The organism is Pedococcus dokdonensis (assembly GCF_900104525.1).
Classification (GTDB): Bacteria; Actinomycetota; Actinomycetes; order Actinomycetales; family Dermatophilaceae; genus Pedococcus; species Pedococcus dokdonensis.
In genome coordinates, this window is sequence record NZ_LT629711.1 from 3,337,780 (window position 1) to 3,356,823 (window position 19,044).

At 68.2% G+C, this 19,044-nt stretch carries 19 protein-coding genes; 8 read left to right on the forward strand and 11 right to left on the reverse strand.

All coding sequences use genetic code 11. The features are described 5' to 3' along the window. Window positions 1-75 precede the first annotated feature (75 nt). From BLQ34_RS15705 to BLQ34_RS15715, 3 genes are all read left to right on the forward strand, one after another. Window positions 76-426, forward strand: coding sequence for a hypothetical protein (locus BLQ34_RS15705; RefSeq protein ID WP_091787577.1), 351 nt, complete (start codon window positions 76-78; stop codon window positions 424-426). Next, window positions 423-1,919 carry a hypothetical protein gene (locus BLQ34_RS15710; protein ID WP_091787580.1) on the forward strand — a complete coding sequence of 499 codons (1,497 nt, stop codon included), beginning with the start codon at window positions 423-425 and terminating at the stop codon, window positions 1,917-1,919. The genes BLQ34_RS15705 and BLQ34_RS15710 overlap by 4 nt, the downstream gene beginning before the upstream one ends. Before the next feature lie 293 nt (window positions 1,920-2,212). Then, on the forward strand, window positions 2,213-3,760 hold the full coding sequence (locus BLQ34_RS15715) for a CehA/McbA family metallohydrolase domain-containing protein (protein ID WP_197674720.1): 1,548 nt from the start codon (window positions 2,213-2,215) through the stop codon (window positions 3,758-3,760). A 119-nt stretch (window positions 3,761-3,879) separates the two neighbouring features. Here BLQ34_RS15715 and BLQ34_RS15720 read toward each other — a convergent pair whose 3' ends face one another. The 5 genes from BLQ34_RS15720 to BLQ34_RS15740 all read right to left on the reverse strand — a co-directional run bounded on the left by BLQ34_RS15720 (window position 3,880) and on the right by BLQ34_RS15740 (window position 7,502). Further along, window positions 3,880-4,494 carry a vitamin K epoxide reductase family protein gene (locus BLQ34_RS15720; protein ID WP_091790086.1) on the reverse strand — a complete coding sequence of 205 codons (615 nt, stop codon included), beginning with the start codon at window positions 4,492-4,494 and terminating at the stop codon, window positions 3,880-3,882. Between the two features lie 33 nt (window positions 4,495-4,527). Further along, complete coding sequence (locus BLQ34_RS15725; protein ID WP_091787586.1) at window positions 4,528-5,184, reverse strand: DsbA family protein; 657 nt, start codon at window positions 5,182-5,184, stop codon at window positions 4,528-4,530. Between the two features lie 205 nt (window positions 5,185-5,389). Continuing rightward, window positions 5,390-6,175, reverse strand: a complete 786-nt coding sequence (locus BLQ34_RS15730) for a cation diffusion facilitator family transporter (protein ID WP_091787589.1) — start codon at window positions 6,173-6,175, stop codon at window positions 5,390-5,392. Beyond that, a complete protein-coding gene (locus tag BLQ34_RS15735) occupies window positions 6,172-7,077 on the reverse strand; it encodes a cation diffusion facilitator family transporter (RefSeq protein ID WP_091787591.1) in 906 nt (301 codons plus the stop codon). Before BLQ34_RS15735 ends, BLQ34_RS15730 begins: the two co-directional genes overlap by 4 nt. Continuing rightward, window positions 7,074-7,502, reverse strand: a complete 429-nt coding sequence (locus BLQ34_RS15740; protein ID WP_091787594.1) for an ArsR/SmtB family transcription factor — start codon at window positions 7,500-7,502, stop codon at window positions 7,074-7,076. Before BLQ34_RS15740 ends, BLQ34_RS15735 begins: the two co-directional genes overlap by 4 nt. A gap of 388 nt (window positions 7,503-7,890) precedes the next feature. Between BLQ34_RS15740 and BLQ34_RS15745 the strand changes: the two genes are divergently transcribed. The 5 genes from BLQ34_RS15745 (at window position 7,891) to ccsB (ending at window position 12,534) form a co-directional block, all read left to right on the forward strand. After that, window positions 7,891-8,451 carry a M23 family metallopeptidase gene (locus tag BLQ34_RS15745; protein ID WP_231961314.1) on the forward strand — a complete coding sequence of 187 codons (561 nt, stop codon included), beginning with the start codon at window positions 7,891-7,893 and terminating at the stop codon, window positions 8,449-8,451. A gap of 130 nt (window positions 8,452-8,581) precedes the next feature. Then, complete coding sequence (locus BLQ34_RS15750; protein WP_231961315.1) at window positions 8,582-9,052, forward strand: TlpA family protein disulfide reductase; 471 nt, start codon at window positions 8,582-8,584, stop codon at window positions 9,050-9,052. Between the two features lie 50 nt (window positions 9,053-9,102). Then, entirely contained in the window at window positions 9,103-9,816 is a 714-nt protein-coding gene (locus BLQ34_RS15755) for a cytochrome c biogenesis CcdA family protein (protein WP_091790088.1), read from the forward strand. A 127-nt stretch (window positions 9,817-9,943) separates the two neighbouring features. Then, the gene (gene resB / locus BLQ34_RS15760) at window positions 9,944-11,539 is read left to right on the forward strand and encodes a cytochrome c biogenesis protein ResB (RefSeq protein WP_231961316.1); all 1,596 of its coding nucleotides are present in this window, start codon (window positions 9,944-9,946) and stop codon (window positions 11,537-11,539) included. Between the two features lie 11 nt (window positions 11,540-11,550). Continuing rightward, window positions 11,551-12,534: a c-type cytochrome biogenesis protein CcsB gene (gene ccsB / locus BLQ34_RS15765; protein ID WP_231961317.1), complete on the forward strand. Its 984-nt coding sequence runs from the start codon at window positions 11,551-11,553 to the stop codon at window positions 12,532-12,534. 110 nt (window positions 12,535-12,644) lie between these two features. On the opposite strand, the gene BLQ34_RS15770 is transcribed toward ccsB, so the two are convergent. The 6 genes from BLQ34_RS15770 to BLQ34_RS15795 form a co-directional block, all read right to left on the reverse strand. Then, window positions 12,645-14,183: a multicopper oxidase family protein gene (locus BLQ34_RS15770; protein ID WP_091787609.1), complete on the reverse strand. Its 1,539-nt coding sequence runs from the start codon at window positions 14,181-14,183 to the stop codon at window positions 12,645-12,647. Further along, complete coding sequence (locus tag BLQ34_RS15775; protein WP_197674721.1) at window positions 14,180-14,578, reverse strand: hypothetical protein; 399 nt, start codon at window positions 14,576-14,578, stop codon at window positions 14,180-14,182. Before BLQ34_RS15775 ends, BLQ34_RS15770 begins: the two co-directional genes overlap by 4 nt. An 11-nt stretch (window positions 14,579-14,589) precedes the next feature. Then, window positions 14,590-15,030, reverse strand: coding sequence for a hypothetical protein (locus BLQ34_RS15780; RefSeq protein WP_157693100.1), 441 nt, complete (start codon window positions 15,028-15,030; stop codon window positions 14,590-14,592). A gap of 125 nt (window positions 15,031-15,155) precedes the next feature. Next, window positions 15,156-16,733 carry an apolipoprotein N-acyltransferase gene (gene lnt / locus BLQ34_RS15785; RefSeq protein ID WP_331712510.1) on the reverse strand — a complete coding sequence of 526 codons (1,578 nt, stop codon included), beginning with the start codon at window positions 16,731-16,733 and terminating at the stop codon, window positions 15,156-15,158. Continuing rightward, entirely contained in the window at window positions 16,706-17,038 is a 333-nt protein-coding gene (locus BLQ34_RS15790) for a hypothetical protein (protein ID WP_091787619.1), read from the reverse strand. Before BLQ34_RS15790 ends, lnt begins: the two co-directional genes overlap by 28 nt. Further along, entirely contained in the window at window positions 17,031-19,040 is a 2,010-nt protein-coding gene (locus BLQ34_RS15795) for a cytochrome c oxidase assembly protein (RefSeq protein ID WP_172829415.1), read from the reverse strand. The genes BLQ34_RS15790 and BLQ34_RS15795 overlap by 8 nt, the downstream gene beginning before the upstream one ends. Between the last annotated feature and the right edge of the window lie 4 nt (window positions 19,041-19,044).

A 19,044-nucleotide genomic window follows, 5' to 3' on the forward strand; every position in this document is an offset into this window, starting at 1 on the left:
AGCAGGCCTGACCGCGCCCCGGCGGGGTCTGAGTGGATCGGGTTGTACACCTCTCACGAACCAAGGAGAACAGCCATGATGAGCGCCGACCCCAGCCCTATCGATCTGCACGCCGTCGACAGCCTGAGCACCGTAGCCCGACTGCTGGCGCGCGCCTCGGACATGACCTGGGACCAGGCCGCCACCAATCCCGGCCCGGCCCTGCGCTTCCTGGGGATCGGTCTGGATCTGGCCACGTCCCTGGCACTCGAGCTGCTGCCCGCAGGCCACAACGTCGACGACCCCGCGCCCGTCGAGACCGACCCGCTGAAGCTGCTGCGCGCCGCCGAAGAGCTCACCCGGCTGCGCCCCATCGAGGACTTCCCGCCCGGAACGTCACAGGTGATCGCCGCGATCTGCGACCTGCTCAGCGAGCACGCGCCATGACCGGCCGGGACAAACGCAGCGTCGGCGAACTCCTCCTCGAGTCCGACCACGCCGCCAGAGCGATCCTGATGGACGTCGACGAGATGGACGCCGCCACGATGCTGCGCACCTGGGGTGAAGTCGTCCAGGCGGCCGGCGAACTCTGGCAGGCCCTACCACCGGTGACCCTTCCCCAACCGGGCACCGGGGAGCACCTTCCCGACTCCGCAGACCTCGCGATCCGACAGCTTCGCGCGATGAGCGAAGCCATGCATCGCACCGGACGCGGGCGAGCCTGGCCAGGAGACGGGCCCGCCGACGACCGCCTCCTCGGCATAGCCGAGAGCTTCACCGGAGCAACCGATCTGATCAGCCGTCACGCTATTCCTCGGCCGCCACTCAGCGAGCCCGAACGGCGCGACCTCCAGGCCGCCAGGACCCGGATCATGCACACCCTGTACATCGGCTCCCACGGGGTCGCCGTCGCCGTCGGCCGACGGGTGCGCGAGCTGGAGATGAAGATGGCCACACGGGGCGCACTAACCACCGGGGACTCACTTCGGCAAGCCCGCGCCGCACACGCGCGGCTAACCGCGTTCGAGCAGCAGGCCGGCGCCGTCATCGCCGGCACCTACCCCGGCCGCCTGACGGGGGAACACCGCGAGCCCCCAGCCGCAGGACGGCTGGCCCAAGCCCTGGCCATCTGGGACGTCCAGACCCACCGCACCCTGAGCGACCGGGTTAGCACCGCGGATCTCATGCTCACCGCCCGCACGCAGGCAATGGTTCTCACCGCGACCAGCACGCTCACACGCGCCGCCGCCGACTACGGACATGTCGACCGGCAGCAGTACACGACCCGCCTGTTGCCCGCGATCGAGGCAAGCCACCAAGGCTGGGAGATCATGGCCGGCCTCTGGAGAGACCTGACACCGCCGACCTCACGCCGCGTCGACCCCGACCTCGCCCGCGCGGCCCTCGAGACCCGGGCCGCGCTGTACGAACTCCTTCACGACGGCGCAACCATCGCCCATGACTCGCTCATCGGCCAAAGGACCGACTTGCGCCGGGTCGGCCGACTCGCCAAGCAGGTACTGGCCACCAACCTCGACCTGGCGCACGTCAATCATGACGCCGCCACCGACCCCGAATTGAGCGGAGCCGCACGAACCGTGAACATTTTGGCGATCGCCACCCGGCGCCACGATCCGCGAGACGCCCCGGCCATCGACGACAGCCCCCTCGCCGCGTGGGTCACGCCCCGCGACCTTCTTGCCAACCGAGCCGTCTCCCTGCCCGACCACGTCCGCGCCGGAATCGCGGCCACCGCGAACTCCCTCATCGAAGCTAACGGGACAGCCATGAGCGCCGCGGCACTCCTCGACGCCGCCAGCCCGCAGGCCCACCAGACCCGCCGGAACACTGAGCGAAGCGCCAATGGGCGCAAGGCCCTTCACGACCTAAGCATCCTTAGCTTGTCCGCGGCTCGGCCAGGGCCGCGCTGCGAGAGGTAATTGGGGCGGCCAATTCGCAGGGACTTACTGGTCTAGTTTTCGAGGTCTCGGCGCGTACTTCGGAGCGTGCTCGCCCAGCGCAGACGAAAGGCCCGATCCCTAACCGCCCGCCGGCCAAGCCGACGGGCCGTACGGCGAGTCGGGAACTTGGACATCGGTGTCGCGGCTCCGAAGCTCGTCCGTGTCGGCTTGCTCAAGTTCTGCCTCTGCATGTCCGCCGTTTACACGGAGTTCATCGGGTGGGAGTCGGATGTCATCACCACTTCTACCTTCCTGCCAGGAGATGCATTTCCATGAGCCACGCGCACGAGGATGGTCACAGTCACGAGCACGGCCAGGCACCGCAAGACGGCTGGGAGGCGATGGAGGCGGCGGACCCGAAGGCCGCTCCCCCCTCGCGCCGCCAGCTGTTGAAGTACGGCGGCGTAGGCGCCACCCTCGCCGCCGCGTCAGCGGCCCTTCCCACCCCCGCGTTTGCCGCCGGTTCCGACACGTCGTCGCGGAGGAGCGGCGGTCGCGCGTGGCGTGCCGGAGACCACCACATCCACTCCGAGTACTCGGGCCGGTTCGACACCACTAAGAACCCGCCGACCTTCACCAAGGGCGCGGACGCCGTCTACCCGATCGTTGCGAACGCGATCATGGCCAAGAGCTTCGGGCTCGCGTGGGTGATGTGCACCGACCACGGTGGCCCCACCCACTCCAAGGTCAATCTGGAGCTCGCCTACCCGGACCTGCTCAAGTCTCGCGACCTGGTACCCGAGGTGCTGCAGTTTTGGGGCATGGAGTTCGATGCACCTCAGATGGACCACCACACGCTGATGATTCCGCGGCGCAACAACGAGGCACAGCTGCTGTACGACCTCGAGTCGCGGTACGCCAAGCTCGACGCGTTTCCCAGCGACCCGTCGCGGGACACCGAGGCCAAGATGGTCGAGTTCCTCAACTATGCCGACAACATGGCCAGCAAGCCCCTCGTGATCGCGCACCACGCGTCCCGCTCTGCGACCGGGCTCGGCGTCTGGGGCCAGGACACCCCACGCGAGTTCCGCAACAACCAAGACGCCGCCCCGACCGTGTACGTCGGCTTCGAGGGCGCCCCTGGTCACCAGGCGGGGCCGCTCAACGGCGGCGCCCGCGGGGCGTATGGCAACTATCCCACGCATGGTGGCTATGACCAGATGACAGCAATGGTCGGCGGGCTCTGGGATTCACTGCTCGGCGAAGGCCGCAAGTGGTGGATCACCGCGACCTCTGACTCCCACGTCCACTGGACCCGAGGCGGGTCGGACTTCTGGCCGGGGGAGTACTCCAAGACCTACGTCGATGCCCGTCAGGACTACGCGGACATCATGGACGGTCTGCGCACCGGCCGAATCTTCGTCACCACGGGGGACCTGATCGCAGGACTGGACGTCACCGCCTCCCATGCCGGCCGTGTAGCCACGGTGGGGCAGACGGTGACAGTCAAGCGGGGCCGGGACAACGACGTCGAGATCGAGATCCGATTCAAGCCGCCGCAGGGTAAGAACGGCAACGGGGACCGGCCTCGAGTCAACCGCGTCGACATCATCGCAGGCGACGTCACAGGCCCGGTAACCAACCGTGATGCGGCCGCCAACGCGACCACGAAGGTCGTGGCCCGGTACGGCACCGGTGACTTCCGCAGACGGGGTGACGAGTACGTCATCCGACACACGTTGCGGGATGTGACTTCCAAGGGATACGTCCGTGTGCGTGGTACGAGCACCGACGAGATTGAGCCTGCCGCCGACGGCCTCGAGTCGCCATGGGATGACCTGTGGTTCTACTCCAACCCGGTGTTCATCGACGTCACCTGACCGCCCGTGGGCATGGACTCGTCCGGTGCGGCCGGCCGGTCGCCGCTCGTCGGAGGTGTCCGGCCAGCTCTACTTGGTTGGGCATATGGCCAAACCGCGAGGCCGGGATGACGCGCCGCTCAGCTGGCCAAGGTGGACCAGTAGTCCCAGAACCGGACGAGGGCCAAGGACGCGATGGCGACCAGCCAGAAGGTGATGACGCTAGGGGTGTATGCCGCGGCACCTCGCCACCGGGTCGGCACCGGGAATCGACCGGTTCTGACGTTGTGGGCGGTGGTGGTGACGAACGCGGTGATGGTGGCTACCCAGACGACCACGCAGTACGGGCACAAGGCCCCGATGCGGTAAAGGCTGGCAAAGATGAGCCAGTGCACAAACGCGACCCCGAAGGTGGTCCCGGCCTGGATACCCCACCAGAACCAGCCGGGCAGGGTGACGCTGGCCAGCAGGACGACGCCCAGGGTGAGCAGCGCAGTGAAACCGACAACACCGAGGATGGGGTTGGGAAATCCGAAGGCGGAGGCTTGTGGAGTGTTCATGACAGATCCGCAGGAGAGAACCGGGTTGATGCTGCAGGTCGGCACATAGGCAGGGTCGGCGAGCAGGGCGACCTTCTCCACGAGCAGCGTGAACGCGGCGGCCAGCCCGGCAAGCCCGGCAAGGGTCAGCGTCCACGCTGTCCTGTTCCTGACCTCGGCGGCGGCGCCGTCCGGGTTGGTGCTGTTGGACGCCAGGGGGCCGCTGGTCGTGCCCGTTGCGTTCACGTGTCAGCCCTTTAGCGCGGCGTCGATCTGGGCGTGGAAGTCCTCTACTGAGGCTGGCTCTATCTGCTTGCCGTTGAGGAAGAACGTGGGAGTTCCTTTGACGCCGAGGGCGAGGCCGTCCTTGCGGTCGCGCTCGACCCGCTCCGCGGTTGCCTTGTCGGCGACGGCCTTGTCGTATGCGGCCATGTCTAGTTTCAGTTCGGCGGCGAAGCCTCGGAACACGTCGGCCTTGGAGTCCTGCTGCTCGCCCCACTCGGTTTGGGTGTCGTACATCCGCTTGTACATGTCCTCGAACTTGCCCTGTTGTGCAGCGGCCTCGACCGCGACCGCGGCGTTGACCGCGTTGGTGTGGCTCGGGATCGGGAAGTACCGCACGACGAAGTCGACCTTGCCCGTGTACTTGGTCCGCAGGTCCTCCACGACGGGGTAGGCGGCGCGGCAGGACTCGCACTCGAAGTCGAGGAACTCGACCAGGACGACCTTGCCGGTGCCGGGGGCGCCGAGTCTGTGACTGTCGTCGCGAATGAGTCGGCCGGCCGACGTGCCGGGCTCACTGGCCTCGGCAGGGTCGGTGGTGTCGGGTCCGAGGGCCAGGGCGGCGGTCACGATTGCCGCGAACACGGCCACAACGACAGCCGAGATGACGGCGTTGCGCTTCACAGGTCAGCTCCAGAGCAGGGGTGGGGAGGCGGGTGACGGGTTTCGTTTGGGGCAACGGGCGCAGGCACGTTCGAGTTCCGCAGCCTGACACAGTGTCAGCGGCGAGCGGTTCGCGAGCAGCTCGGCCAGGTCCGGCGGGAGTGGCATCGGCCGTTTCAGCGGGACGCCTCGAACGCGGCCTGGATGGTGATCGGTATGCGGTGGCTCAGGAGTGGTCCTCTCGCCGGGTGAGCTGAAGCGGATTGGTTGCCACCTGCCTGGTCTCCTCATGCTTTTCGGTTGCGGCTGGAGCGCAGCAGGCGTCGCCGCAGCCGTCTGTGGCCGCGGTCGAGACGTCAGTCCCCTCTCCAAGGGCGGACAACGCGGCTGGCGCGCAGCAGTCATCGCCCTGCCAGTTCTGCCAGCCCTCGCGTGCGGCCACGGCGGCGATGACTAGTGCGGCCACCGGATCGGCCCATGACCAGCCCAGCGTGGCGTTGAGCACCAGGCCGACGAGCAGCACCGCGGACAGGTACGTGCACAGCAGCGTCTGGGTGCCGTCACCTTCTACGGCGCCGGAGCCGAGCTCGCGGCCGGTGCGTCGCTGCCACAGGCTCAGGAACGGCATGATGGCCAGCGAGGCGATGGCCAGGCCGATGCCCACGGGACTGTCCTCGGGTCGCGCCCCGGTGAGCAGGGCGTGTCCGGCGTCCACGGTCAGATATGCGGCGAGCGCGAAGAAGGAGACGGCGATGAGGCGTTGCGCTGTTCGTTCGCGACTCTCGGGCATGTGGTGCCGGAACTGCCACAGGATGACTAGCCCGGAGGACACCTCGACAAGGGAGTCAAGGCCGAACCCGACGAGAGCAGAGGAACCTGCAACGTTCCCCGCTGTGATCGCGATGATTGCCTCAACGGTGTTGTACGTGACGGATGCCGCTGCCAGCAGTTGGGCCCTGCGCATCAGAGTCGCGCGCCGCTCGGGGCTGGTGAGGGTGGTCCACGTGGTCACCAGGTGACCTCCTTGCATCCGGTGTGCGTGTTCGGTTCGACCTGAAGGGTGGCGTGCTCGACGCCGAACTTCGCGCGCATGACCCGGCGGGCTTCGTCGAGGACCGCGTGCGGGTCCGTGTCCTCTCCTGTCATCAGGTGCGCAGTGGCTACGTTCATTCCAGAGGTGAGCGTCCACACGTGCAGGTCGTGCACGTCGGTGACACCTGGGACCGCAGCTAAGGCACTTTCCACCTCAACTGGCGCCATGTCGGTGGGTGCGTGCTGACCCAAGACGGTAAGAACCTCGCGGCCCAGGATGACGGCACGGACAGCCACGAAGACGGCGATGGCCAGGGCGATGCCGGTGTCCCACCACACGTTGCCGGTCGCTCCGACCATCACCCCGGCGACGATGACACCCACGGATCCCACGGTGTCCGCGACGACCTCCATGTAGGCGCCCTTGACGTTCAGGCTCTCGCTAGCGCCCCCGCGGAGTAGCAACAGGGCGATGAGGTTGATGACCAGGCCGATACCCCCAACCACCAGCATTGGACCGGAGGCAACCTCGGCGGTCCCGCCGATGCGGCCGATGGCCTCAACCGCGATGTAGACCGAGACGCCGAGCATCAGCAGGACCGCGAGACCCGAAGCGAATACTTCGGCCCGGTAGGAACCAAACGTGCGCCGCCCGGTCGTGTCCGCCCGTGTCGCAATGCGAGTGGCGACCAACGCCGCACCCAGGGCAACGACATCTGCAGCCATGTGCCCAGCGTCGGACAGCAGGGCAAGGGAACCGGACAGCAGGCCCGCGACCAGCTCGACGACGAAATAGCCTGCTACCAGGGCGAACGCCAACTGCAGGCGCCACCGGTGCGCACCACCTGCATGCCCGTGACTGTGGCCGTGCCCGCCACTCATCGAGTTGCCTTCGCCGTGGACCGAGCTGCACCGTCACCAGCGCTGAGGGCCTCATGGGCGATGTGCTCCCGCGTCAGATCGAGCAGCATCCGCACATGCCCGTCCGCGAGCCGGTAGAAGACCAGCCGTCCCTGCCGGCGCCCGCTGACCACGCCGGAAGCGCGTAGCATGCGCAGCGACTGCGAGACCGTGGCCTCTTGGGTTCCCGTCGCTGCGGCGAGATCGCACACGCACAGTTCACCGGCCTCGAGCAATGCGTACAGCAGGCGGGAACGGGTCTGGTCCCCCAGTAGCTTGAACATGCCTGCTGCCCGGGCCAGGTCGTCTGTTGGCAGAGTGGCGTCGAGCACCATCTGAACCTTTTCCGGGTGGACACATTGGACGGAGCAGCCGTCCAAACCAATGACCGTGTCATCTGAGCGCATGCTCAGATGTTAGGGCAACTGTACTAGTCCGTGTCGAGGACCTTCATCAAACCTTCACGGAACGCCAGCAAGTTCCCGACATCGCTGCGGGAGGCTGACGCCTGCCGCGGGAAGCGGCAGAACAGAAAGAACCGACCCACCGCCCACCGACCCACGTCCACCCGGACGCCGGGACTGCGTCTGAGGAGATCAGCCTATGCCTGGACATCAGTACGCCGGACGTCACCGCGGCGGACGTCACCGCGCTCCGCGCCGCGGCCGAGCCGTCCTCGGTGGGGCGACCAGCTGCGCCGTCGGCGTGGTCGTGGTCGCGGTCACGGCAGCTGGGGGCCCTGGCGAGCTCGTCAGCGCGGCCGCAGCACGTCCAGCGGCGTCGGCATTGCCGGCGATGCTCACCGCGGCCGATGCGTCGCGAGAGGCCCAGCTGGAGAAGGAAGCCGGTATCCGTGCCGAGCTGGCCACCGTTCGAGCCTCCCAAGCGCAACGGGTTTCCCGTAGCCGGGCGCGAGCCGCAGCCAAGGCCAAGCAGAAGCAACAGGCAGCTGCAGAGCGGCGCCGCGCTCGGGCATGGGTGTCGCCGCTGAAGGGGTACACCCTCACGTCCGGCTTCGGACCCCGTTGGGGTCGCCAGCACCAGGGCCTCGACCTGGCCGCGCCTTCGGGCACCCGGATCGGGTCGCTCAGCTCCGGCACGGTCATCTTCGCAGGCTCGCAGAGCGGTTACGGCAACAAGGTCGAGGTGCGTCACTGGGACGGCACGATCTCCTACTACGCGCACATGTCCTCCATCGCCGTGACCGTCGGGGAGCAGGTTGGCCCGGGTGACAAGGTTGGCGAGGTCGGCAATACCGGTCGCTCCACTGGACCCCACCTGCACCTTCAGGTCCTGCCCGCAGGATCCGCCGTCAACGGGTACACCTGGTTGGAAGAGCGTGGTGTTCGCCTCTAAGGTGCTCCGTGCGTGGGCCGGCGGCGCTGTTGTCGCTGCGCTGCTGACGGGGTGCAGCAGCGACCCGAACTCGGTCGCGTCGCAGGCCCGCGCCGGGGACCGCAAGGGGTACGTGTCCGGGGACGGGAGCGTGCAGCTGATCGCGCTGAGCCAACGCGATCAGCCGCTGCTCATCTCGGGAACGACGCTGGACGGCAAGGCATGGTCCTCCGACACCGCACGCGGCAAGGTCCTCGTCCTGAACGTGTGGGGGTCTTGGTGCGCCCCGTGCGTGAAGGAGGCGCCGGTGCTGCAGAAGGTCTACGCCCAAACCCAGCGGGACAAGCAGCCGGTCGCCTTCATGGGGATGGACATGAAAGAGAGCCCCGAGTCGGCCGCAGCATTCGTACGCTCCCGCGGCATCACGTACCCATCCTTAGCGTTCGACGGCGGCAAGCCGATGCTCGGACTAAACGGCAAAGCGCCCACCGTGCCCGCCACGCTCGTGCTCGACTCCCGTGGACGGCTGGCATCCCGGGTGCTCGGCCCGGTCAACGAGTCCACCCTGACCGGTCTGATCCACGACGCGCTGCTCGAGCACGCCCAGTCAAGCGGACAGTGACCGTGGGCTTCCCCATACTCGAACCCGTCCCAACGATCCTTGGCGGCGCCATGCCAGCCGCCATCGCCATCAGCGGCCTGGCTGGCTTGATCGCGTTCGCCTCCCCGTGCATGCTGCCGCTGGTCCCGGGAATCATGGCCCACCTTACCGACGCGAACTCCGGCGCCGCGACCGCAATCCGTCGGCGTACTGCAGTCATCGGCGCAGCCCTGTTCACGGTCGGATTCAGCACTGTCTACATCGCTGGGGCCGTGCTGTTCTCCTCCGTCGGAGCCCTACTGCTCGAACACCGCGCATTGCTGATGCGCACCGGCGGAGTCATCGTCATCGTCCTTGCCTTGGTCTTTCTCGGCGTCGGACCGCAGTCTGGATGGCGACCGCGATGGAAGCCGCGGCCAGGACTGGCCTCCTCCCCGCTGCTCGGGGTCGTGTTCGGACTCGGGTGGGCGCCATGCAGCGGACCAACCCTGGGAGCGGTCATGGCGTTGGCCACAACCACTGCCGACACCGACGCCACCAGCCGAGGCGTCATCCTCGCCGCCGCGTACTGCGCCGGACTGGGCCTACCCCTGCTCGCGCTGGCTGCCGGGGCCACCGGCGCCAACCGGCTCGCGTCGGCGCTGCGCCGCCGCCGTCTCGCCGTGCACCGTGCCGGCGGCGCAGTGCTGCTCGCCACCGGGATGCTCATGACCACCGGCCTGTGGGACACGCTCGTCGCCACCCTCCAGACTCGGCTGGTCAGCTCCTTCACGACCGCGTTGTGAGCGCACCATGACAACCGCGAGCACGGACACCCGCCCAACCCCATCACCTCCGGGCGACGGGCCCATCACCCAACCCCGCCTCGGCGCGGCCGGGTGGGCACGATGGGCGTGGCGGCAGCTGACCAGCATGCGGACCGCGCTGCTCCTGCTCCTGCTGCTGGCCGTCGCCGCCATCCCCGGCTCGATCCTGCCGCAACGCAACATCGACTCCGCCCGGGTGAGCGACTACCTGGACCGGCACCGCACCACCGGCCCATGGCTGGACCGTCTGTCCCTGTTCGACGTGTACGCCTCACCATGGTTCGCGTCCATCTACCTGCTGCTCCTGGTATCACTCGTCGGGTGCGTCATACCCCGCACCCGAGCGCACTGGCAGGCGCTCCGCGCGACGCCCCCTCGGACCCCCGCTCGCCTGACAAGGCTGCCAGCGCACACCCAGTTCGTTGTCGCGGGAGGGCCTGAACAGGTACAGCAGGCGCTGCGCTCCGTGCTTCGCCGACGCCGGTACCGGCTTCGCAAACCGGACCCAACCAACCCACGGGCGCTCAGCGCGCAGCGCGGCCAAGCCCGGGAGACCGGGAACCTGCTCTTCCACACAGCCCTGATCGTCGTCATCGCCGCCGTCGGCGCCCGTTACCTCTGGGGGTGGCGCGGTGACGTCATCGTCCCTGCCGGACAGACCTTCGCCAGCACCGCCTCCGGGTACGGCACCCTCAGCCCCGGACCGTTCGTCGACCCGGCCAAGCTGCCCCCCTTCACCGTCCGCGTCAACACGATGGACGTCACCTTCGAGGACCGTGCATCCGGCGCCCAGTTCGGCGCCCCCCGCGACTTCATCGCCGACACCACCACCACGACCGCCCCCGGAGCGCCGCCCCAGCAGCAGCGGCTGAGCGTGAACAACCCACTGTCCCTGTCAGGTACGTCGGTCTTCCTCCTGGGCAACGGCTACGCACCCGTCGTCACCGTCCGCGACAGCAAGGGAAACGTCCTGTACCGGGAAGCGACGCCCTTCCTGCCCCAGGACAACAACTACCGCTCCGTCGGTGCCGTCAAGGTGCCCGCCGCCAGCCCGAAACAGTTCGGGTTCACGGGACTGTTCCTGCCCACCGCGACCATCGACCCGACCGCGGGGCCGGTGTCGGTGTTTCCGGACACCAGAGCCCCAGCACTCGCCCTGACGATGTACGAGGGTGACATGTTCGCCTCCGGCCGATCCCAGTCGGTGTACACGCTCAACACTGATGGCATGTCGCAGGTGCGCCGCCCCGACGGCCAACCGCTACGACTGTGGCTCACCCCGGGAAACGACGTCACCCTGCCGGGCGGGCGCGGCACCATCACCCTCGAGCGGGTGGACCGTTTCGCGGGGCTCTCCGTGCGGTACGACCCCGGCAAGGGGTACGCGCTGGCTGGAGCACTCGCCGCCCTCGGCGGGCTCGTCCTTTCCCTGACCATTCGTCGGCGTCGCGTGTTCGCACGCCTCGATCCGTGCGAGACATACCCCCCGACCGGCCCGCGCACCAAGGTCGTGCTCGCAGGCATCAGCAAGAACGACGACCCGGCCCTGCCCGAAGAGCTGAACCGGATCGTCGCCGCGCTGGAAAAGCTTCTCGGGCCCGCCATCGCGAATGCGCCCCGCGACACGGCCAGCCCTAACGCGGACAGCCCCGACACCAACCGCGGCCACCGCTCCCACAACCCCGACGGAGACCCACGATGACCGTTCACCCGATGCTGTCCCAGTACGCCAACATTGCCGCGTACTCCGCCATCGTGGTGCTCGCGGCGGCCATGATCGCCTTCGTCGTCGACCTGGCCCGGAGCACGTCACGACAAACGTCGGCAACGACCCGCGACGGCGCACCGGCGCCCGTGCCGGCCGCGGCCACCGCAAGCCACACCATTCACGCCATTGGTCCAACGGCCGTGGCCCTAAGCCCGGCGGCGGCGCCTAGTACTCCGGCGGCACCGCGTCAGGCCGCCGGAATCGGGACATCGCTGACCTGGCTGGGAGCTGTGTTGCTCGTTGCTGCTGCGGTCATGCGCGGAGCCGCAGTGTCGCGGGTGCCGTGGGGAAACATGTTTGAGTTCTCCCTCACCGGGTCCGCCGCCGTGACCGTTACCTACCTGGTCCTGAGCCTTCGTCGGGACGTGCGCTGGCTCGGGACCTTCGTGGTGGGGCCGGTCGTCCTGACCCTCGGGCTGGCGGTCACGGTGTTCTACACCGAGGCCAGCCCGCTGCTGCCGTCGCTGCGGTCGTTCTGGCTGGTCATCCACGTCAGCATCGCCATTCTGGCGGTCGCGCTGTTCACGCTCGCCGCCGCGGTCACCGTCCTGCAGATGATCCAGGACCGGCGCGAGAAGGCGGCCTCACAGGGTCGCTCGTTCATGCGCGCACTGCCCAACGCCGCCGCCCTGGACCGGCTGGGACACGGGCTGCACGTGGCGGCTTTCCCGCTGTGGACATTCACCCTGATCGCCGGCGCCATCTGGGCGCAGAAGGCGTGGGGGGCCTACTGGCAGTGGGATCCCAAAGAGGTGTGGACGTTCGTGATCTGGGTCGTCTACGCGGCATACCTGCACGCGCGTGCCACGTCTGGCTGGTCAACGCGCTCGTCCAACATCATCGCCCTAGCCGGATACGGGTGCATCATCATCAACTACACCGTCGTCAACATGTACTTCGTCGGCATGCACTCCTACTCCGGAATGTAATCCCGCCGCGACGACTTCGGTCGGTCGCGCGGCCCAGCCGATAGGCGGCGCGGTGTACCTGCGCGGCGTGGCCCTGATGAGCCGCACACGGTCACACTCGCCCCTGCGGGCTAGACCGTTTCGAAAGCGGCCATCATCGACATGTCCTCGTGCTCGAGGTTGTGGCAGTGGATCAGGTACTTGCCCTTGTGCGCAGTGAACCGGACCAGCACCTCAACCACCTCGGCTGGCCGAATGTCGACGGTGTCCTTCCAGCCGGCGTCGTACGGGCCGGGCTCCTTCCCGCCGCGGCGGAGCACCTGGAACGGAGCGAGGTGCACGTGCACCGGATGGTGGACGTCGGTGACGAACGTCCAGATTTCGTAGCTGTCAAGCTTCGGCCGAGCCTCCATCTCGTTCGGGTCGAACGGCCTGCCATTGATCAGCCACCCCTGGTGATCACCGGCCTTGCCGCGCTGGAAGGTCCACCTCCGTCTGACTGTGCCCTTCCGCGCCCTAGGCTCCTCGTAGGAAGAGAGTCGCCTGGGGATGGCGCTGTCGTCGGGGGCACTGCGGGCGACCTTGAACCGCATCACGCTGCCGGTCGACCCCTGCCCCAGTCGGTTCAGCAGGGTCACCTCGGTGCCGACTGAGTAGGACGTGAAGTCGACGATCAGGTCGAACCGCTCTCCCGGGGCGAGGATCACCGTGTCGTGCCCGATCGGCTTGCCCAGTAGGCCGCCGTCGCTGCCGATCTGAACCAGCTTCGCCGGGCCGGGATCGAGCTGAAGCTCGTACCGACGGGCATTGGAGGCGTTGAGCACCCGGAAGCGGTATCTGGCGGCATCCACCTCCAGCACCGGCCAGGGCGCGCCGTTGACCAGGATGACGTCGCCGAGGACGCCTTCCATGTAGTCCTTCTCGACGCCCGGCGTCCGCTGCAGTGTGGGGTCGAGCGCCGGGTAGCGGAACGAGCCATCTGCGGCGAAGGCCCGGTCGGTGATCATCAGCGGCATTTCGCGCTCGCCGTGCGGCATTGACAGCGCATCCTCCTCGGCGTCGCGGATGAGGAACAACCCGAAGAGGCCGCGATACACCTGGGGCGCGGTGAAGTCCATACGATGGTCGTGGTACCACAGCGTTGCCGCGCGCTGGGAATTCGGATAGCTGTGGCTCCGGCGCACCTGGCTGATGTCGCCGTTGTCATGACGGCCCTGCCCATGCTGTTGGGAATAGCCTTGCGGCATCACCAGATCGAGCGGCCAGCCGTCACTCGCCGCCGGGGTGTGGCCACCGTGCAGGTGCACCGACGTGGGCACCGCAAGCCGGTTGACCTGCTCCACGACACAAGCTTGGCCGCTGCGGACATCGAAGGTCGGTCCCGGGAAGAGGCCGTCGTACCCCAGGATCTTGGTCCGCAGCCCGGGGAGGATCTCGACCTCGGCTTCGGCCTGGGTGATCTGGTAGTGGTCGACGCCGCCGACCGTGGCTACGGACTTCTTCACCGGCGGCCTTGGCAGGGGTACGGCGTACGGCTGGGGCAGTGGCGCCTCACTGTGCAACAGCTCGCCGGTCTGGCCGGGCAGCAGGTTGATGCCACAGCCGGGCACCGCGAGACTGACGCCAGCGCCGAGAGCACCGCCAAGAAAAATGCGCCGGGTCGTAGTCATCCGACCGGCTCCGCCTGCTTCGCCGGACGGGGCTCGCGAGCTGCGGTGGTGAACGACCAGACGGTGAACACAAACACGCTGGTCACGATCGTGACTCCAAGCGGCAGGTGCATCTTCATGAGGCGGGCCTGGCCGAGGAACATCTGCAGGAACTCCGCGACGAACAGGACGACAGTGGCGCCCGCGGGGTAGATCTGGCCGCCGCCGAATCCCCAGTACAGGAGTGCGATCGCAAGCTGGATCACGCTGATCAGCCACAGCGAGGACCCGATCGGGCTGTGCACGTTGTTCATGGCATCCACGTCACCGGACAGGTACAAGCCCGCCATCAGGGGCTGGGTCACAACGGCGATCGCATGCACAACCAGGATCGCCTGCAGCAGTCTGAGCGTCACCCGCGGTCGCTTCATGCCGCGGCCCCAGTAGATGCACCGGGCGTGGTAGGGGTACCCGCGTCGGATTCGGTCGGTACGAGGCGGCTGGCCGAGTTGAGTGCCCAAGCAGCGAAAGCTAGCGAGACCACCACAATCGCTACCCCGAGGGGCACGTGAATGGCGAGCGATCGGGTGTAACCCAATCCCACCTCGAGCCCGTTGGCGGCCAGCAGCAGTGCGGCCACCCCTGTCGGCCAGAGTCCACCACGCCCGGGCCGCCAGAAGAGCACCGCCGCGATCAGTTGGGCCACGGCAAGGAAAACCGCGGACAGGCCGACCGACCCGTGCACCACCATGGCCTTACCCGAGCCGTCGAGGTAGGAGCCGGCCACCACCACCTGCACCAGGACGGCCAGCGCGTGCATGGTGACGGCAACACACAGGAGCACGAGAGTTCGGCGTGGCCCCGGCATGGCACCGGAGCATAGCCGGGCGAGTGGGACGGGCTAGGTGTCCGCTTTTCCGTCCTCGCCGAACCCCACCTGCCCTCAGACTCGGAGCAGCCGGACCAGCCGCCGCAACGGGGGCGCGGCGGTCATCACCGACGTCGGCGACGTCGGGCGGTGCGGTTGCGAGCCATCACGAGCCCCGGCACGGCGAACCCGGCCGCCCCGATGAGCGTTTCTGGCCAGGCGCCCAGTCGAGCGGCGGGCGTCAGGGCGGTGCTGACCGGAAGGGTGGCCGACAGAACCTCGGCGGTGAAGTGTCCGCCGCTCGAGGTGACTGACCCGTCCGGTCGGATGAGGGCGCTGACCCCAACGGTCGAGATGTGCACGACTGACCGGCCCAGCTCGACCGCTCGCAAGCGCGACATGGCCAGCTGCTGGAGGCTCTCGTCGGTCCGGCCGAAGGTTGCGTTGTTCGTCGGCACGAGCAACACTCCCGCTCCCTGCCGGACCGCATCACGCAGCTGGTCGTCGAAGGCGACCTCGAAGCAGATGGCGACGCCGAAACGGACCGGTCCCGCGTTGATGACGGGCGCGCCCTTCCCGGCGGCGAAGTCGGTCCGGACCAGGTCCACCTGGGTCGTCACGGTGCGGAAGAAGGACCGGTACGGCACGTACTCGGCGAAGGGGACTGGACGCCGCTTCACATATGAGTCAGTCACTTCGCCCAGCGGTGACCACACCAACGTCGCGTTGGACACTCTCGGGGCCGGTTCGGCGAGCACGGCTCCCACGACTACGGGGACGCCGACGGCCTCGGCTGCCGCGGTGATGTCCCGGGCTGCCAGCCTGTCCCTGGTTGGGTCGATGTCGCTGGAGTTCTCCGGCCACAGCACCACGTCGGGGGCAGGCACTCGACCCGCTCGCACGTCCGCGGCCAGTGCGAGCGTCCCGGCGTGGTGGTTGGCCAGGACCTGACGGCGCTCGGCGTTGAAGTCCAGTCCTGGACGCGCGACATTGCCCTGGACCGCCGCCACGGAAACGCTTCGGCTAGGTTCCCCATCGCCTCCGGCGCCTAGCGGAAGCAGGGCGCCGCCGGCCATCAGCAAGGCGGAACCGACCACGGCAGCCAGTGGCGTTGCCGGGTTCTTGGTGACGTGAGCCCGCCCCCGCCGGTCTCGCATCTCAAAGGCTGCCACTGCCAGCAACGCCCCCGTTGATGCGACCACGAACGAGACGACTGGTGCACCACCTGCCCATGCCCACCCCAAGGCCGGGCTGTCCGCCTGCGAGAATGCGACCCGGCCCCATGGGAAACCACCGAATGGCGTCCGGGCCCGTGCCGCCTCCTGGGCCACCCACAAAGGCGCCATGAGCATCAACTGACCAGTCCGCTGTGGACCGACGCGGCCGAGCAGGGCAACCGCGACACCGAACCCCGCGATGTATGCCGCCTGCAGGGCCGCCAGCGCAAGCCAAGGTCCCGGTCCAACGTAAATCCCCGACCAGCCCAGGTGCGGGACGAAGAAGCCGAGACCGAACAGGCCACCGACCAGGGCGCCGACGGCCGGCCGGACGCCGCGCAACAGCACGAAGAGACCGGCTAGCGCCAACGGCGCCGCCGGCCACCAGCCGACGCCCGGGAACGCGAGGTCAAGTCCGACGCCAGCAGCCGCAGCCGCGACGGCTCGCACAAGCAGCCTCACGCGTCGCGGCCTGCCAGCCCGCACCCTGGCCCGCAGGGCTCTTCATCGTCGCGCTCGATACCTTGCACCGCCTCAACCTCGTGAGGCAGCAACCCGGTTTGATCGGGCTGCCTCAACTCCGGGTCGGGCGCCTCGAGGTCCGCGCGTGTGGAGGACTCGCTCTGGTCCGCGGGGGCAGGGGTCGACTGACTACGGGCCGCTTCCCATTGGGACAGCGCAAGACGTTCGCGGCGGTCACCTTCGAGCATCGCCCGGATCACCAGGTAGAAGAGGAACCCGACGCCGGTGGAGGGGATCAGGGCGGCGACGTACTTGAGGAAGTCAGGCATCGCTCTGCGGCTCTTCCCTCTTGACGGTTTCGGCGCCCTGACTGGCCTGTTCTCTTTTGGCAGTCCGTGTGGTGAGGGGCCCCGCATGCCTGGCGTGGAGCTGGCGCAGGTGCTCGTTGTAGGCGGCCAGCGCGGCGTCGCCGTCGCGGGTTGCCTGCCTGTCGTACCTGCGTGCCTCGCGCTTGTCGGAGCGAATCCAGCCCACGGCCATGGCGACTGCCATCATCGCGACGGGGTAGTCGCCGATTGCCCATCCGAGCGCGCCGCCGAGGTACTGTTCCTTGGCCAAGGAGTTCCCCCAGGGTCGTCCCAAGGTGCCGAACCAGTCCTGCGACAAGATGGTGCTGCTACTCATCAAGGCGACTGCGAACAGGGCGTGGAACCCGAACGTGGCCATGAGCAGGAGTAGCCGAAACACGTATGGTGGCCGGGCTGGGCCGGGGTCGATACCGACGAGGGCTGAGGCGAGCAGGTACCCGGACAGCAGGAAGTGCAGTGTCATCAGCACGTGTCCGGTGTGGGTCCGCAACGCAAGGTCGAGCAGTGGGCTGTAGTAGAAGGCGACCATCGACGCGACGAAGTTGCCGGCGGTAACCAGGGGGTGGCCCAGCACCGCCAACGGGCGGGAGTGGACGATAGCCAGCAACCATTCGCGCGGTCCGCGGCTGCCGTCCGCTCGCGATGACAGGGTACGCAGCGCCAGCGTCACCGGGGCACCGAACACCAGCAGGACGGGAACCGTCATCGCGATCGTCATGTGCTGGACCATGTGCACGCTGAACAGGACCCGCCCATACACCCCGGGGCTGGCGCTGGTCGCAACGATCATGACGATGCATCCGGCGGCCCATGCCACGGTCCGCCCTGGGGGCCACACGTCGCCGCGAGCCTTCAGCCTCCGTACCGCCAGCAGGTACCAGCCGAGGCCGGCGACGGACACCGGGACCCAGATGCTGTCGAGCCGCCACTGGGTCAGCCAGTGAAGGTCCGTACCCAGCGCAGGGGGCATGGGGTAGCCAAGGAGGGACTCGGCGGTGCTCTCCTGACCGGACGAGCCGACGGGCGGCGGCGACGTCGCAGACAGTGCCGCAGCGAGTCCGATGGCCACCGACATCACGGTTGCCTCGCCCAGCACCAGCCGAGTGAACCTCCGGGTAGCGTCAACGCCCGACAACTGGGGCAGAAGCCAGCGACGGTGTGCCCAGCCCGCGGCACCCAGCCCGGTGAACAGCAGCGCCTTCGCGGCCAGCAAGGCCCCGTAGGGGCTGCGCAGAACCTCGAGGCTGTCCAGCCGTGCCAGGGCAGCTGCGACACCAGACACCGCCACCAACAGGTAGGCCCATCCCGCCAGGGTTGAGAAACGCTTCACACTGGTTGGCAGTGCGGACCCCAGCTGCTTGCGCAGGAGCAGCAGCGCGGTGAGCCCACCGACCCAGATGGTCACTCCCACCAGATGGGCTGCTTGGGCGTCGACGGCGAGGCTGTGGTTGGCGGCTCCGGCAGCGTGCCCGGTCAACGCGAGTGGAAGCAGGGCCCCGATGGCGACGACCAGTGCCCAGCCGGCTGTCGCGATTCGTTGGGCGCTGGCGGCCAGGCCTGCCGCAACGATGACGAGGGCGGCGCTGACGGCCAAGGACCGGCCCAGGTCGAAGTCGGTCACGAAGGAGTGAATGCCCCGCCAGGTGCTGTTTGTCGCCAGCGGGACAGCGGCGAGGTCGGAGTACGTCAACGCGAGCATCAGCACGCTGGCGACCGCCCAAACCGACCCGAACATTCCTGCGAACCGCAGTGCCAGGGCGCGCGTCCCTTCGATGCGGTCCTTGCCTGCGCGCTTCGCTGGTGGCAGGACAGCCGCGGCCATCACGAGCATGCCGACGGTGATGGCGGCACTCGAGTCGCGCAAGCCACGGACGACGGGGAGCCCGAAGCGCGTCGCCACACCCGGGTCCGGCAGGCCAGGAAAACTTTGGGGGATGGCTCCGGCCACGACCAACGCGGCCACGCTG

What these genes read in the sequence shown, in the direction of transcription:
- BLQ34_RS15705 (WP_091787577.1), top strand. Translation starts at nt 76, where the DNA reads ATGATGAGCGCCGACCCCAGCCCTATCGATCTGCACGCCGTCGACAGC.
- BLQ34_RS15710 (WP_091787580.1), top strand. Translation starts at nt 423, where the DNA reads ATGACCGGCCGGGACAAACGCAGCGTCGGCGAACTCCTCCTCGAGTCC.
- BLQ34_RS15715 (WP_197674720.1), top strand. Translation starts at nt 2,213, where the DNA reads ATGAGCCACGCGCACGAGGATGGTCACAGTCACGAGCACGGCCAGGCA.
- BLQ34_RS15735 (WP_091787591.1), bottom strand. Translation starts at nt 7,077, where the DNA reads ATGAGTGGCGGGCACGGCCACAGTCACGGGCATGCAGGTGGTGCGCAC.
- BLQ34_RS15740 (WP_091787594.1), bottom strand. Translation starts at nt 7,502, where the DNA reads ATGCGCTCAGATGACACGGTCATTGGTTTGGACGGCTGCTCCGTCCAA.
- BLQ34_RS15745 (WP_231961314.1), top strand. Translation starts at nt 7,891, where the DNA reads ATGCTCACCGCGGCCGATGCGTCGCGAGAGGCCCAGCTGGAGAAGGAA.
- BLQ34_RS15755 (WP_091790088.1), top strand. Translation starts at nt 9,103, where the DNA reads ATGCCAGCCGCCATCGCCATCAGCGGCCTGGCTGGCTTGATCGCGTTC.
- resB (WP_231961316.1), top strand. Translation starts at nt 9,944, where the DNA reads ATGCGGACCGCGCTGCTCCTGCTCCTGCTGCTGGCCGTCGCCGCCATC.
- ccsB (WP_231961317.1), top strand. Translation starts at nt 11,551, where the DNA reads ATGCTGTCCCAGTACGCCAACATTGCCGCGTACTCCGCCATCGTGGTG.
- BLQ34_RS15770 (WP_091787609.1), bottom strand. Translation starts at nt 14,183, where the DNA reads ATGACTACGACCCGGCGCATTTTTCTTGGCGGTGCTCTCGGCGCTGGC.
- BLQ34_RS15780 (WP_157693100.1), bottom strand. Translation starts at nt 15,030, where the DNA reads ATGCCGGGGCCACGCCGAACTCTCGTGCTCCTGTGTGTTGCCGTCACC.
- BLQ34_RS15790 (WP_091787619.1), bottom strand. Translation starts at nt 17,038, where the DNA reads ATGCCTGACTTCCTCAAGTACGTCGCCGCCCTGATCCCCTCCACCGGC.